At 37.4% G+C, this 14,626-nt stretch carries 13 protein-coding genes; 5 read left to right on the top strand and 8 right to left on the bottom strand.

The window, feature by feature from the left end; genetic code table 11:
- Positions 1-267: 267 nt before the first annotated feature.
- The 3 genes from BANVL01_RS13285 to BANVL01_RS13275 form a co-directional block, all read right to left on the bottom strand.
- Positions 268-1,665: an NCS1 family transporter gene (locus BANVL01_RS13285; RefSeq protein WP_066091248.1), complete on the bottom strand. Its 1,398-nt coding sequence runs from the start codon at positions 1,663-1,665 to the stop codon at positions 268-270.
- A 161-nt stretch (positions 1,666-1,826) separates the two neighbouring features.
- On the bottom strand, positions 1,827-2,009 hold the full coding sequence (locus BANVL01_RS27795) for a hypothetical protein (protein ID WP_066091250.1): 183 nt from the start codon (positions 2,007-2,009) through the stop codon (positions 1,827-1,829).
- 4 nt (positions 2,010-2,013) lie between these two features.
- Positions 2,014-3,336, bottom strand: a complete 1,323-nt coding sequence (locus BANVL01_RS13275) for a uracil/xanthine transporter (protein WP_066091252.1) — start codon at positions 3,334-3,336, stop codon at positions 2,014-2,016.
- Positions 3,337-3,587: 251 nt separating this feature from the next.
- Between BANVL01_RS13275 and BANVL01_RS13270 the strand changes: the two genes are divergently transcribed.
- The 3 genes from BANVL01_RS13270 to BANVL01_RS26775 all read left to right on the top strand — a co-directional run bounded on the left by BANVL01_RS13270 (position 3,588) and on the right by BANVL01_RS26775 (position 6,519).
- On the top strand, positions 3,588-5,246 hold the full coding sequence (locus BANVL01_RS13270; protein ID WP_066091253.1) for a PucR family transcriptional regulator: 1,659 nt from the start codon (positions 3,588-3,590) through the stop codon (positions 5,244-5,246).
- A 153-nt stretch (positions 5,247-5,399) separates the two neighbouring features.
- Positions 5,400-6,260: an alpha/beta hydrolase gene (locus BANVL01_RS13265; protein WP_066091255.1), complete on the top strand. Its 861-nt coding sequence runs from the start codon at positions 5,400-5,402 to the stop codon at positions 6,258-6,260.
- A 163-nt stretch (positions 6,261-6,423) separates the two neighbouring features.
- On the top strand, positions 6,424-6,519 hold the full coding sequence (locus BANVL01_RS26775; protein WP_156482284.1) for a YjcZ family sporulation protein: 96 nt from the start codon (positions 6,424-6,426) through the stop codon (positions 6,517-6,519).
- Between the two features lie 104 nt (positions 6,520-6,623).
- Here BANVL01_RS26775 and BANVL01_RS13260 read toward each other — a convergent pair whose 3' ends face one another.
- From BANVL01_RS13260 to BANVL01_RS13250, 3 genes are all read right to left on the bottom strand, one after another.
- Complete coding sequence (locus BANVL01_RS13260; protein WP_066091257.1) at positions 6,624-8,207, bottom strand: acetolactate synthase large subunit; 1,584 nt, start codon at positions 8,205-8,207, stop codon at positions 6,624-6,626.
- 74 nt (positions 8,208-8,281) lie between these two features.
- A complete protein-coding gene (locus BANVL01_RS13255) occupies positions 8,282-8,710 on the bottom strand; it encodes a disulfide oxidoreductase (RefSeq protein ID WP_066091259.1) in 429 nt (142 codons plus the stop codon).
- A complete protein-coding gene (locus BANVL01_RS13250; RefSeq protein WP_066091261.1) occupies positions 8,703-9,416 on the bottom strand; it encodes a DsbA family protein in 714 nt (237 codons plus the stop codon). The genes BANVL01_RS13255 and BANVL01_RS13250 overlap by 8 nt, the downstream gene beginning before the upstream one ends.
- 178 nt (positions 9,417-9,594) lie before the next feature.
- Between BANVL01_RS13250 and BANVL01_RS13245 the strand changes: the two genes are divergently transcribed.
- Both BANVL01_RS13245 and BANVL01_RS13240 read left to right on the top strand, forming a co-directional pair.
- Positions 9,595-10,650 (top strand): lactonase family protein, encoded by a 1,056-nt coding sequence (locus BANVL01_RS13245; protein ID WP_066091263.1) that lies wholly within the window; start codon positions 9,595-9,597, stop codon positions 10,648-10,650.
- A 97-nt stretch (positions 10,651-10,747) separates the two neighbouring features.
- Entirely contained in the window at positions 10,748-11,452 is a 705-nt protein-coding gene (locus BANVL01_RS13240; protein ID WP_066091265.1) for a DUF421 domain-containing protein, read from the top strand.
- Positions 11,453-11,519: 67 nt separating this feature from the next.
- Here BANVL01_RS13240 and BANVL01_RS13235 read toward each other — a convergent pair whose 3' ends face one another.
- Complete coding sequence (locus BANVL01_RS13235; protein ID WP_066091267.1) at positions 11,520-13,316, bottom strand: ABC transporter ATP-binding protein; 1,797 nt, start codon at positions 13,314-13,316, stop codon at positions 11,520-11,522.
- Positions 13,316-14,512 carry a nucleotidyltransferase domain-containing protein gene (locus BANVL01_RS13230; RefSeq protein ID WP_066091268.1) on the bottom strand — a complete coding sequence of 399 codons (1,197 nt, stop codon included), beginning with the start codon at positions 14,510-14,512 and terminating at the stop codon, positions 13,316-13,318. Before BANVL01_RS13230 ends, BANVL01_RS13235 begins: the two co-directional genes overlap by 1 nt.
- Positions 14,513-14,626 lie beyond the last annotated feature (114 nt).

Genomic DNA, 14,626 nt, shown 5'->3' with positions numbered 1-14,626 from the left:
AATCAATCAAATTAAAAGAGGAAAGTATTCCCTAATATAAGGCCACAATCTACAGATATGCGTTATACTATTTTTATATTATGTAACACTTTTTAATTTTTTTTTAACTTGAAACACTTTGTATTCTAACCCTCCCCATTTGTTTTGTCATTGTTACTTTTATATAATTCATATCGAAACATTTAGCCAATATAAACAAGAAAATAACAAAAAGCCGCATATTTCAAGTGAAAAATGCGGCTTTTTCCTAATTCTAAATAAATTTTTTTATTTTTCAAAGATTGTACCTTTTTTAAATTTCGAATCTTTAAAGGCATATTTAGATAGAAGGAAATAGGAAACTCCTGCAACGACTAGTCCAATAATCCACGCTAGGTCTACTTCGATAAAGGCTGCGGCAGCACCAATAAACATAGCAAGCAGCCCACTTGGATTATATCCAGCAAATGAACCATCTTCCTTATACAATTCTGCAACATTTACTTTTTGCTTTCTTAATACATAATAATCGATTAATAAAATCGCAACAACAGGTCCCAAGAATGCGGAATAGACAAGAATGAACATATTTAGACCTTTTGCAGACGACTCCTGAACAAGCAACCAAGGAAATGCACCCAATGCAAGTAATCCTGTGATAATGACAGACATTTTATATTTTAATTTTGTCAGTAATGTAATAACGTAAGCCGGTGGAATAATGTTGGCAACCATATTTGTTGCAATAACCCCGATGACAATAAATGCAGACACACCTAAAGAAATAAATGGATTATCGATTACAACTGGAATTGCTTTTGCAGGGTTCGTGATACCCGTTGCTGATGCAAGCATGGTTCCAATGATAATGACAAAACCATACGCTACAGTGATAGGCGCAAAATATAATGACCCACGCTTTGAATCACTCAAACCAGCTTTAAGCTCTCTGGAATAGTCCGCTGCACTAACAAAAATACCAGCATAGTTTCCTAAAAAGACCATGATCATTCCAAAGAATGGTAAGCCCCATGAACCTTTTGCATGCACCCAATTCTTTGCAATGTCGGCACTATGGGATGTTAAAAGAATTCCAAACACATAAATAAGTGCTAGCATAATCACAACAGATGCAAGTGTTTCTACCCATTTAACTGCATGGAAACCAAACGTTGATAAAACAATTTGTACTAACTGTAGGGCGATAAAACAAATAACAATACTATCAAATGAACCATTTGTAACAATCTTCATAATTTCATTTAAAGCGGTACCACCAATCCAGCTTTGAATACCATACCAAACGATGGCTGGTATACCACGTAAAAGTGACGATATTACGGTTCCTTTTATCCCAAAGGACATTCTTAGCTGAACAACATATGGAATCCCTTCTCTGTAGCCAAGCCTATCATTCAAGGCAAAGATGGTTGAAATGATAGCGATCGCAACAATCGCGGCCGCAATGGTCTGCCACAAGTTAAGTGTTGCAACTCCCGCTACAATGACGCTAGCCCCAAGAGTCATATTCCCTAAATTAACACCGTCTCCAATCCACATAAACATATAGGATAATGGATTAACCGTTCTACCCTCTTTGGTTTTCGGTTTTAGTGAGTCATCCAAGCCTGCTTCATGTTGCATATCTATCTCATTTGAAGCAAAAGTTTCAGAATGTGTAGACATATAAACTTTCCCCCTATTCTTTGTGTACGGAATATTCTTGTTTTTGAGCCTTGTCCAAGAATTTCTCCCATTCTAGATGTGGTATTTTGTAGTTATGATCAAGTTAAACGAAGGCGGAAAGTGTTTCTTTAAACTTTTTTGTAAAAATTATTATTTTTATTTTATATCAACGTCACACTTTTTAATCTTTTTTTAACTTGATTTGATAAATTGATTTTAACCGTTTGCAAAAAACTTGTCATTGGCAATTGTAAACAATCCTTTTCTAATTTTTTTAGATAAAATGAACAAAAAAAAGCCACAGTCCCAAAAAACTGTGGCTTTTTTGTATCTTGTATATTCATTTATTTAACTAACTTTTTCCTCTTTTACCATACTTTTTTTGACCTGATCCAACTTTGACCAATTAATGGTATTTTCAAGCAGTATAGCTAGAATAATTCCAATTAATAAACCGCTGCTTACAAGTGGTCTGACAACCATTGGGATGGATCCAAACATATCAGCAGGAATATTCATAATCGCAATCCCCAATAAAACTGGAGCAGCAATCCGATAAATACTCTTTGAGGTAAAGGTAATTCCTTTTAAATTCGAAATAGCCCCGCTAAATAGCTGTAAATATGCAACAAATAAGACGGCGTTTCCTACACTTACTGGTAATGTTGAAAAGAGATGACTAAGCGCTGGAACTAAACCAAGCACCATAAACATAACCGCACCAATGATCATTGGCAGAGTTTGAAATATGAGTGTTGATTGTAAAAACCCTAGCGACGACACATATGGTGCATAAGGAACCATTCCGAACGCTCCTGAAACAACTGAATTTAAACCTGTTAACACAAATGATTTGCGGTACTGATTATTTGTAGTCGAGGCATTAACCATAGGTTCAAACCCTTTAATAGCGGATATGGTATTGGTTGTATTCACTAATCCAGTGATGACAGCAAATATAATAAGACTGAGATTAAAGGTTGGTTTCCCCCAAGGAAAAACATTGAAAATCTTCGTTGATGTAACGACTTCAACTGACTGAGCCGGGAAGAAAATCACATAAATAATCCAGCCTGTAACAATACCAATCAGAATTGAAAAATTTCGAATGACTCCAGGTCCCTTTACATTAATCCAAACCACAAGAATGACTAAGAAAATCGACAAAGCCGCTGTCGGCAAGTGAATTTGATCCCCAGTTGCCAATCCCAGCATTCCTTTTGTAAAAATTCCAACCAACTGTGCACCTAACAAAAATAACACTGTACTCATGACAACAGGTGTAAACAAACGTTTTAACACATTCCCCATTCCAAGAGCACCAAGTATCGTAACAAGAACCCCGGAAAGGATGATACCAACTGCTAGACCACCACCCATTTCACTGGCAGTTAACCCTGCTGAAGATGCGGATGCACTAATGCTTAAGAGCGCTCCCCACCATAATCCAGATTGCCCTTCCATCAGTGGATATCTATGTCCAATTACTGCCTGAAGAACACAAGCCACGCCTGTGAAAATAAATGACCTTTGAAGTGCACTTGCGACTTCCATGGAGGATAAATCGAACGCATCCCCAATGGTTAACGGGATGACTACTGTATTTGCAAACATAAAAAACAGCCATTGTAAGCCGGCAAAAAACATCGTAGATGATGACTTTTGATTCATCACTTTTTCCCTCCATTTCTCTCTTATTTTATCCCAACAATTAAGATCTATTTGGATTCAGTTCTTCCTAATTTTTAACTAACCAACAAATAAGTTAAAAAAATTCCGTACCAGATAAAAAACCCATTAGAACTAAATATACTAGAAAAAACAAACTAAATCATTAGTCATTACTCATAATTTTATATAGTATTTTTGTCTAATATAGATAATAATAAAAAAGTAAAGGATTAGCTAGTTGGAGGTACCAAATGAAAATAGTTGAGGATTTATTTATTGTCGATGTCTTTCAAGACGCAGAAGTCATTGCCGGGCATGCGGGACTAAAACGAGTGGTCGAATCAATCGAGGTTTCCGAAACACCGGACGTGATAAATTTTTTAGCTGAGAACTCTCTGTTATTGACAACGGGTTTTGCATTTAAAGATGATCCGCTTGCACTCGGGAAGTTCATTTCGCAAATGAGTAAGCATCCCTGTGCCGGCATAGCCATAAAACTAAAAAGATTCATTGATGTAATCCCTAAAGAGGTGGTGGATTTAGCCAATTCATTAGAATTTCCGATTATCGTCATTCCCCCCTCTCTTACTTTAGGAAATGTTGCCCATCAATTGTTAAGTTTTTTATGGAATAACAAAATCGAGGAGTTATTCTATGCTATCCATATTCATAAAAAATTTACCGATATGATGATCAAAGGCTATAATCTTCAATCCCTAATTGAAAATCTTGGCTATTTTTTAAAAAATCCTGTCCTGTTACTTAGCCCTCTAGGTGATATTGTTTCATTTTCCCAGCATTTTCATAAGGAAAACATGAAAAATATGAAAGAACACGTGGAGTCTCTTTTTAAAAAGAATATTGAAAACTATAGCGAAAAAAGTATGATTACAATTGATCATCCTAACTCTACCAATTCCTCCATTTCACTTAATATAGTTCAGGTAAAAACGATGCATCCATATCCAAGCCTGCTTATCATCTTTAACGCAGAAAAATTACCCTATCCGTCATCGCAATTAGCGATTGAGCAGGCATCAACCGTGATTTCCTTCACCTTATTAAAGAACGAAGCAATCCGTGAAAGCAGCCGTTTATTAGAAAACAACTTTTTCGGCTCGCTCGTTGAAGGGAACATAGACTTAAAAGAAGAGATTATTTATCGTGGCAAACAGCACGGGTTAATTGAAAAAGCAAAATACCTTTGTATTGTATTTCAGATTGATGGGGAGAAGCAGGATACCTTCCTACAAAGTGATCTCATGACGAGGAATCGGTCATACGATTTTTTATATGAGTTATTTAAAAAATCAATAATCAAAATTAATAAGGAAAGTATTCTTTTTATAAAGAACAGGTTTTTTGTCAGTATCATCCAAATGACAAACGATTGCCTCCTAACTTCCATTAAGAAAGAACTAGAGGCGTTCCAAGAGGAGGCATATAACACATTAAAAGTCTCGCTTTCCTTTGGGGTTGGGAACTTTGTCAACGATGTGACCTATATTCCGATCACCTATTCTGAAGCTGTGGATGCTTGGAAACAAGGCGAGGAATTATACCAAAGGAAATTTATCAACCTTTACGAAACCAAACAATTAATCGAACTCATTCATTTAATTCCAAAGGAAAACTTAAAGAACTTTTATGAAAACACATTGAGGTCGCTCGCGTATCCCAAAACAAAGGATGAGGAAGATTTAATTAATACATTAATTGTCTTTTTGGAAAATAATTGTGAGATCACGATTACATCCAAAAAATTATTTATTCACCGGAATACGGTTAAATATCGAATCGCTAAATGTGAAGGTATATTAGGGTATTTAGTTCATGAACCGCAAAACTCATTGCATTTGAGAATGGCATTACTAATGCGCCCGATTTTCACAAAAACAGGTGGGATTTAACCTTTTTAAATGAAAAGCCTAGCAGTGAATAATTTCAGTCATTGTCCTAAATGGACAAATTGAATTAATCTTTTTAGCAAATAATACTACTTTTTTTATTATAATATAATAACGAGTTGAAATTACTTTAATGAAAGAGTGTGAAGCATCAAGATGAAAACAACAATCATTTATAAAAAAGAAGATAATTATGAAATTAAGGGAGATTTTTATCCTGTTGCTCAAAAGCTCAGTCCTGTCATCGTTTATATTCACGGCGGCGGCCTATTCTGGGGATCAAGGGAAGATATGAAAGCCGAACAGATTGAACTTTATCTTCATGCTGGTTTTAATGTATTCTCCATCGATTATCGGCTTGCTCCTGAGTCCAAGCTTCCCGATATAAAAGCGGATATTGCTGATGCCCTTTTATGGCTTGAAAACGAAGGTGTCAAGGAATTTGAATATGACGCAGAAAAAATAGCAGTAATTGGAGGCTCAGCAGGCGGCTACCTTGCCCTATTATCAGGAACTTTCAAGAAAAAGCCCAAGGCAATTGTCTCATTTTATGGGTATGGTGATATCACCGGCGATTGGGCAATGAAACCAAGCCCCCACTATCAAAACATGACAACTGTTCCCAAGGAACTTGCAAAAATGCTCGTTTCAAACGAAATTATTACCGTCGGTCCGATTCAAAAACGTTATGCCATCTATATGTATGCCAGACAAAATGGTGTATGGATTGAGGAAATAAGCGGCGGTCTAAATAAGGAACAGCTTTCCCAGTTTTGCCCGATAAACTTTACTAGTGCCGATTTTCCACCTACACTTCTTTTGCACGGGACAATGGATGAAGATGTCCCATATGAACAGTCGGTGCTAATGTCCGAGGCATTAACCAAAGTCGGAGTAGAAAGCAGCTTAATTACGATTCCAAACGGCAAGCATGTCTTCGACGAAGATTGGCAGAACCCCATTGTCCAAAAAGCCTTTGATGAAGTAATTACCTTTTTAAAAGGACATTTCGAATAACAGGAAAGAAGCCTGCCAACAGAGATTGGCGGGCTTTTCTTTCTTTGAATTTCACACACAATAAGGCAATTTATGACTAAAAAATCAGATAATAAACACTTGTCCCTTTCAAATCAAATAATCATGCATAAAATGAAATTATTTAATGGGGGTGGTGATTTCTATGTCTGAGCATCACGAAAGACACAACAACGGTTTTGCGTTAATTGTTGTGTTGTTTATTTTATTAATCATTGTTGGTACAGCTTTTATGTACTAATGAATGATTAACTTTAAATCAGCACCATAGTTTTGGGACACAAAAGAGCGGCTGCCTTTTTTGGATAACCGCTCTTTTGTGATGATTAGAGAAAACTATGCTTTTTACATGATGACATCTATCAGTACAACTTCATTATTCGCATTCACTGCTTCTGTTAACACCCCCTCAAACTCTAAGATGTTAATTACCCTCTTCCCTCTAACCCCATAACCCTCAGCCAATTGAATGAAATCCGGATTAGAAAACGTAACACCAAAGCTATCGGCAAACTTTTTCTCCATTGTATCCACTTCAAGCTTCAACATCGAATTATTCAATAGAACAATGACAAAGGACACCCCCAGCCGTTTGGCTGTCTCTAGTTCAGAAAAGTTCATCAATGCTCCGCCATCCCCAGTAATACAGATAATCGTTTTTTCAGGGGCAGCTAATTTGGCGCCAATTGCCCCCGGGATAGCGATGCCCATCGAAGCTAATCCATTGGAGATAATCAGCTGGTTCGCTTGAACGGGTTGGTAAGTCCTCGCAATTGAAACTTTATGTGAGCCCACGTCAGATATGACGATGGTTTCTTTAGTTTGGACCCTTTCAACTGCATGCAAAATAGCTTCAATGGTTAATGAAGAATTGCCGCCAGCTTGTTCAATGATTGAATAAGATTCTTCTATCCGGGCTTTCAAGTCACCTGATGGCAGCCATCGCTTAAAGTGGATCCCATTTGAAAGAAATAGTGGCAGCTGCACTTTCAAATTCCCTATTAACTCTGCCTTTACGGGATAGTATTCATCCACATCTGCTGCTGAAGCGGATATATGAATGACTGGGACCTTTTTCTTGTTCCATTCCGATGGAAGCTTTTCGATCATGTCAAAACCAATCACCACAAGTAAATCAGCTTCCTCAAAACCGCGGAGGACATAATCCTTTTCAGTAAAACCAAAGGTATAAAAATTTTGCGGATTCCCTTTTGCTAAAATTCCTTTAGCCATAAAGCTTTGTGCCACTGGGGAGCCTAGCTGTTCAATAATCATTTGGACCTCATTAGCGGCATCCTGGCGGATGATTTCATTTCCTACAATGATAAAGGGGCGATTACTTGCGTTAAGCAGTTGGGCTGCCTGCTTGAGTGATTCGGCCGCTGGCACACTTTTGGGCAGGCATGTAACAGCTAACGGCTTCGTGGTCACATTCTCCATTGCAATATTTTCCGGCAGTTCAATCACAACGGCCCCAGGTTTTTCTTCAGTCGCTATTCGAAAAGACTTTCTGATGATTTCAGGAATCCTATCTGCCGCTTTAACTTGTACTGACCATTTCGTAACAGGTTCATAAACCCTTTGGATATCTATATACTGGTGGGTATTTTTATGCTGCTTTTCTAAGCCGGTTTGCCCCGTTATGGCCACTACTGGTGAATGGTCCAAATTTGCACTTGCGACACCCGTCAAAAGGTTTGTTGCCCCTGGTCCAAGTGTTGCCAAGCAGACACCTGGTTTCCCCGAGATTCGGCCGTAAACATCGGCCATGAAGGCTGCCCCTTGCTCATGGCGCACGGGAATGTATTTAATTTTTTCAGATTTGGACAACGAATCAGCTAAATCTATGACTTCCTTTCCGATTATCCCAAAAACATATTTGACACCTTCGTTTTCTAAACAATTTACTACTACATCTGATGCTTTCATTGCTGCCTCCAATAAAGTTATTTATTGTCCTTATTGTTTGCTGAATGAACTGCGGGTATAACAAAAAGAAGAGACTACCTTTGGCGGATAGTCTCTTCTTCGTTTTTGCCTCTAGATAAAATTACTAGGCTTACAGAAATAATCGTAAAAGCAATAAATGCTAACAAAGGAATCGTGATAAAGCCCAGCCAGTTTATGTAATCCTTTGAGCAGGGCACCCCTTCAGTACACATCTCAAACTGCTGGATGTAGGGAACTTTTTGTAATAAAGTGTGATAGCCGGAAATGAGCATGCCCACGATTGACAATGGCAGTGCATATTTATAGATTCCTTTATCATTGCGATAAACCGCTGTTCCGAGAATTATGACTAACGGATACATGAAAATCCGCTGGTACCAGCAAAGTGTACAGGGAATAAAATGTTGAACTTCACTGAAATATAAGCTGCCAAGTGTTGCTAAGATGGCAGCTATCCAGGAGAGCAGCAAGGGTTTATTCATTCTTTTTCCCCTTTGCCGCCTTTTCTACCATGTTAATTAAGTCATCGATTGATCCAGTGAACATCTTGCCATTAACGAAAAGCGTCGGTGTTCCAGTAACCCCTAGTTTTTTAGCGTATTCCATATCCTTTTCCCATGCTTTATCTGACTTTTTGGCCTGGAAATTTTCTACAACCTTTTTAGCCTCATCGTCACTTACGAGTTCCTTCAACGTATCAGCCAAGAATTTTTCTGTAAAAACATCCATTTTTTCTGCATTTGGATCCTTTGGCTGCTTAGCAAAAAGTTTATCATGGAATTTCCAAAACGTTTCGTTTCCTAGTTCTTGAAAGACTGATTCCGCAAATTTTGCAGAACGAATGGAATCAATATTAATAAAAGAATCATTCATAAAATAAAACTTTGCCTTCCCGCTATCAACCAGCTCTTGTTGAATAATTGGCACGATACCTTCGGAAAATTGTTTGCAGTTTGGGCATTTATAATCGCCAAACTCAATAATCGAGACTGGTGCGGACTCGTCACCAAGGAACGGCTGATTACTATAATCAATCGTTTCCTTCGTTTTTGCCTTCTCATCAGGTTTTGTATGATTGCCTAAAAAAATAAATCCAAGTATAAATACAACAACGATTCCAACCATCCAGAAAACAAATTTTGCTGAGGATGGCTGCTGATTTTTATTGCTTTTTTTGTTATTTGCCATAATCAAACTCCTTTAAATAAAATAACGAAAAATATAGATAGGTTGTGTTCCCAGCTAGTTTTAATATTACCTATCTTACTTAATAATGCAAACAAAAAAGACTTCCTGTTTAGGTTATTAATAATTATGGGTTATGATAAAGATGTATTCTAATATTGATAGTCGAGGTGCATAGATAATGGCAAAATATAATGGTTATATTGGAACCTATACAAAAGGTGAAAGTAGAGGGATCTATTCCTTCACCTTAAATACTGACGATAAAAAAATCGAAAATATCCAAGTAGCAGGCGAATTGGAGAATCCCACCTACTTAACCATTAGCAAAGACAATCAATACCTTTATTCTGTAGCTAAAGAAGGTGAAGCTGGGGGAATAGCTGCTTTTGCCATAAATGAAGGCAGTGGATTATCCGCAATTAACAGCCAAGTACTCGCGGGCTCTTCTCCATGTCATGTCAGTGTCGACAGCAAAAACCGCTATGTATTCAGTGCAAATTACCATAAAGGTGAAGTCGTCTCCCACTTGATTAGCCAAGGGAATGGCAGAATACAACCTGATGCTTCAGTGATCAAACATGAAGGACGAGGGCCTGATTCCAGGCAGGAAAAACCTCATACCCACTATGCGGGCCTTACCCCGGATGAAAAATATCTAGCCGTTGTAGACTTAGGCATCGATGCCCTTATTACCTATGCCGTTCATGATGACAGTTCGCTTGAAAAGGTCAAATTGCTGCCTTTAAAGGCTGGCAGCGGCCCGCGCCATCTCGCCTTCCATCCAAATGGAAAATTTGCTTATCTCATGACAGAGTTTAGTTCTGAAGTAATAGTTTTAAACTATCACTCAGAAAATGGCCATTTCTCCGAGATACAATATATTTCCACATTGCCGGCGAATTTTACCGAAAATAACCAAGGCAGTGCGATTCATATTTCTTCCGATGGACGCTTTGTTTATGCGGGAAATCGGGGGCATAATAGTATTGCTGTGTTTAGTGTCAATCAAGAATCGGGTGAGCTTAGCTTTATTGAGCATACCTCTACTGAAGGGGATTGGCCGAGGGATTTTGCACTAGATCCATCAGAGAAATTCATTGTAGCTTCCAATCAGGAATCGGGCAATCTTGTGTTATTTTCGCGGGATGAGGGTACGGGAAAATTAACCCTTATTCAGTCTGATATTGCGGTGCCATATCCAGTTTGTGTGAAGTTTTTACACGTTTTGAGCTGATTAGAATTTCTAATCAGCTTTTTTATTTTTGAGCGTAAAATATCAGAGCCCATGAGAATACTAAATAGGACGTTAATCATTAAAGGATGTGTCCTCATTGGATTTTTTCCATGGCCAAGAAGCACTTTCAGCAGTTGAGTGGATTTTAAGATCTGTAGTCACGTTTATCTTTTTGCTCTTTGCGGTCAAAGTTATGGGTTCTCGTGCGATTTCTCAATTAAGATTACTTGATTTTATTATGGCTTTAATGATCGGAAACATCATTGCCCATCCACTGTCAGACCATAGAATCGGATTAAAGGGTTCAGTAATCTCTACGATTGTCATCATTATTCTGTATTTGATTGGGATATTCTTAAACTTAAAATGGCCCCAGCTAAGAAACATCATTGAATCATCGCCCATTTCACTTATTAAGGAGGGGGAAATTAGTTATAAAGGACTGAAAAAGGCAAGAATCTCGATAGATACATTATTAGCGGAGTTACGAAAAGAAAAAATAGCGGACGTAAAAAAAGTAGCCTTGGCCATGTGGGAGTCCGACGGGAAAATTTCCATCTTTTTGGATTCACAGTATGAGGCGGTTACACCGTCAATCTATAACTTAAAAACGGAGCCTTTTGACCTTCCCCAGACGATAATAAAAGAAGGGAAAATTGATTATTCAGCGTTGCAGCAATTAAACGTAACGGAAGGGTTGCTGGTTAACACGCTTAAGACTATTCACCAGGTAGAGGTTGGTAATGTTTTGCTTTGCACAATTGATGGGAAAAAGAATTTGAATGTGTTCTTATATAAATAATTTTCTTAATGGATGGATTTAAGGAAATTCCTTTTAAGTGGAAAACACTCACATTAAATGAGTGTTTTCATTGTGTAGCCTCCATTTGGTTACTAAGTAGCTTATTGAACATGCTTCTTTTTTCATTTGCAAGTTGAAGAAATTCCCCATTTTGAATAATTTCACCTTGCTCTAACACTATAACTTGGTCAGCATTCCTGATTGTAGATAATCGATGTGCTATAACAATAATCGTCATTCTACCTTTTAATCTTTCTAATGCTTCCTGTATTTTCGCTTCATTTTCGGTATCCAAAGAGCTTGTTGCCTCATCCAAAACAAGAATTGATGGATTTCGGAGTATGGCTCGTGCTAATACGAGTCGCTGCCGTTCACCCCCAGAGAGTCTAATTCCTCGGTCACCAATCATTGTATCAAGGCCATTAGGTAGCCTTTTTACAAACTCTGCAGCAGAGGAAAATTCTAATGCATCCCAAATTTGCTCCTCATTGGCATTCGGCTCCATAATTAATAGATTTTCTCTGATACTCTCATTGAATAAAAAGGGATCCTGCGGAACATAACTTATTGCACGTCTTAAAGATAGAAGATTGGTACTTGAAAGCGGTGTTCCATCCAGCAGCACTTGCCCTTCCTCCGGTTTATTAAGGCCCATTAATAAATCAATTAATGTACTCTTCCCAGCACCAGACCGCCCTACCACTGCTGTCATTTGATTAGATGGGATAAAAAGGTTTATATCATGTAACGCATAAGTCATTAAGTTTTTGTTATAACGAAAAAAGACTTTCTTACATTCAATCCCTTTTCTAATTTGTAGAGGTTTCTTTCCATGTGCATCCTCATCACGGAACTCTCTAGCATGCTTACATTCAATTTGTAAAGCGATTACAGCTTTATAGGATGGAATCCTCATGGCTATTTGTTCCATAGAAGCTTGGATACCAGCAACCCTAGGCCATAGTCTTGAAAAAATAAGGATGATCAATATTAGTTGTCCACCCTGAGCATGGAACATATTCATAGCAATTAATATAAAGATACCAATTAAAATAGCTGATGCAACCTTGTAAAACAATTGAGATTTAGTACTCATTCTTGAATATTCAACTTGTTCATTCTGCATCTTTTGAGTTACATCCCGGAACCAGCCCATTCGTGACTCCTCAAGTGTATTGCTCTTAATATCTTTAATCCCATTTATCTGGTCGGTTATTCCTGCTAGATAGTTCTTTCCGGATTCATAATTTTTCCCGCCTAACGCAATTGATCTTTTCAGGTATTTACGAGAAAAGAAAATAAGCAACAGCCCGCTAATTAATACGAAGATTGTTATATTAGGAGAAAGCAAAAATGCCATTCCAATTTGTATCAATGTGAAAATTAGGGAGGCAATAAATTGTAAAAACGAATTTGTTCCGGCGCTAGCAGTAGCTATTTCAGAAGTCATAAAATTAAGAAGATCCGATTTTCTCTTTTTAATAAAAAAGTCCCAATTAGCATGAATCAACGCTTCATACGTCTCAATACGCAATTGGCGAAAAAAGCCGTGTTGAATAATAGTATTTTTAATGGATATTTGGCGTTGCAATATGTTTTGACCAATGACCAGCAAAATATAAATCCCTAAAATAATCGGTAAACCAAATTTATTGGGTATATCTTGAAGGAAATCAAAAAAGCCTAAGAAAGGTATACCCCCAGTTTCTATATTAACAATATTACTCATGCTTATCATTGGAATTAAAAATAGGATCCCAACTCCCTCTAGTAAACTCATGATAATCATTCCAAGGAGATTGAGATAAAGTACTTTTCCCGAATATGAGTGCAATTTTTTTACAAAGTAAAATACTTCCTTCATTAGGATATCCTCCTACGCAATTCCTGCTTCCTCATTTTTCTCCAAATACACAAAATAGGGCGTAACGGAAAATATAAGAAATGAATACTTTTTGGTAAAGGTAATGTCTCCGCATCCTGAGGAAAGGGGTACAAAGTGCTTAGAATAAAAGAAATCTTTTGCGGTAATGACATTAATGAGAATAAATGGCGTTTGTGATAAACTGCTACATTAGTAGGAACAGGAATTGTATGTAAATTGACCATTTCTTCAAAATAAAATATTGCCTCTTGTGCTAACCGTTTCGGCCGATGTCCTGAAACTAACGACTTACTCTCTTCTGCCAACTTAGAATTTAATAGCTGTGAAGATAAAAAAAGCGCCTGCCCCCCTAAATGGTAGTACTGGTATTTCCTTAATATTTTTTTCAATTGATCCCAATCGATTTTTTGTTTTAAGATTTTGTCAATGTCTGTCAACCAACGAAGGCGTGACCATCCATGACGTGCACCATGTGAAACTAGAAATAAAAATAAATCCTCTCTACCTAAATAGTAAACAGGGGAATTTGTAAGTGAGCTTCTTCTTTTACGTTCCCATAATTCATCAAAGCGGGGTTCCTTCCCTGGGCCTGGGTTTAAACGCCAATGTATTTCAATCTTGATTTGCTTTTGTGAATGATAATAGGTTACATGATGGTGCCTCCATTTCCAGTCACCAAGGATTGTTTGGATATAATCATCCTTTACATAACCTTCGTTTAAAAGAAGCTGATCCGCTCTATCCAAATCCTGAATCGGAACTAGGACATCTAAATCTCCACAAGTACGTAGAGAAAGATCACCATAAAGGTCTGAAGCAAGCACTGGCCCTTTTAAATTAAGGAGTCGCATCTTGCTATCTGAAAATAATTGACTAATTTTCTCCATTTCAGCACTTAAATGAAGCATATGAAATGTATTTCGTTTATATTGTTGACCAAGGATATTCATAACATTTTCAGGAATCCATTTTACATCTAGCATTTTCAATTTGGGATAGATTGAAGGATAGATTCGATGATGCATGGATAGGTCAAGAAATAGATTCCAATCGATGTCTGCAGCCTCATCTACATGTTCAAGCTGGATGCCGCTATTATCCTCTTTTATGATTTTGAGTAAAAGCCTTAACTCCATGGGTAGATCCGCGACATCAAGACAAAGTTTATTATCCATAGCTATCTCCTAAATCATTTTATTAGTGAAAATTTAAAGCAATTTCAACGTGACTAAAATCATTTCCCTTTACATAGAATGATTATCTAGAATAGTTAAAGTATTTTAGTGTTA

The sequence above is a fragment of the Neobacillus novalis NBRC 102450 genome (genome assembly GCF_001591805.1).
Classification (GTDB): domain Bacteria; phylum Bacillota; class Bacilli; order Bacillales; family Cytobacillaceae; genus Neobacillus; species Neobacillus novalis.
Note: the sequence above shows the minus strand (reverse complement) of the source record. Positions and strands in the feature narration are given on the sequence as shown.

Bases quoted from the DNA above. Each gene is read 5' to 3' on its own strand.
- BANVL01_RS13235 (WP_066091267.1), bottom strand. From the start codon at position 13,316: ATGAAGGAAGTATTTTACTTTGTAAAAAAATTGCACTCATATTCGGGA.
- BANVL01_RS13255 (WP_066091259.1), bottom strand. From the start codon at position 8,710: ATGAATAAACCCTTGCTGCTCTCCTGGATAGCTGCCATCTTAGCAACA.
- BANVL01_RS13245 (WP_066091263.1), top strand. From the start codon at position 9,595: ATGGCAAAATATAATGGTTATATTGGAACCTATACAAAAGGTGAAAGT.
- BANVL01_RS13260 (WP_066091257.1), bottom strand. From the start codon at position 8,207: ATGAAAGCATCAGATGTAGTAGTAAATTGTTTAGAAAACGAAGGTGTC.
- BANVL01_RS13265 (WP_066091255.1), top strand. From the start codon at position 5,400: ATGAAAACAACAATCATTTATAAAAAAGAAGATAATTATGAAATTAAG.
- BANVL01_RS13275 (WP_066091252.1), bottom strand. From the start codon at position 3,336: ATGAATCAAAAGTCATCATCTACGATGTTTTTTGCCGGCTTACAATGG.
- BANVL01_RS13230 (WP_066091268.1), bottom strand. From the start codon at position 14,512: ATGGATAATAAACTTTGTCTTGATGTCGCGGATCTACCCATGGAGTTA.
- BANVL01_RS13285 (WP_066091248.1), bottom strand. From the start codon at position 1,665: ATGTCTACACATTCTGAAACTTTTGCTTCAAATGAGATAGATATGCAA.
- BANVL01_RS26775 (WP_156482284.1), top strand. From the start codon at position 6,424: ATGTCTGAGCATCACGAAAGACACAACAACGGTTTTGCGTTAATTGTT.
- BANVL01_RS13250 (WP_066091261.1), bottom strand. From the start codon at position 9,416: ATGGCAAATAACAAAAAAAGCAATAAAAATCAGCAGCCATCCTCAGCA.
- BANVL01_RS27795 (WP_066091250.1), bottom strand. From the start codon at position 2,009: ATGAATATACAAGATACAAAAAAGCCACAGTTTTTTGGGACTGTGGCT.
- BANVL01_RS13270 (WP_066091253.1), top strand. From the start codon at position 3,588: ATGAAAATAGTTGAGGATTTATTTATTGTCGATGTCTTTCAAGACGCA.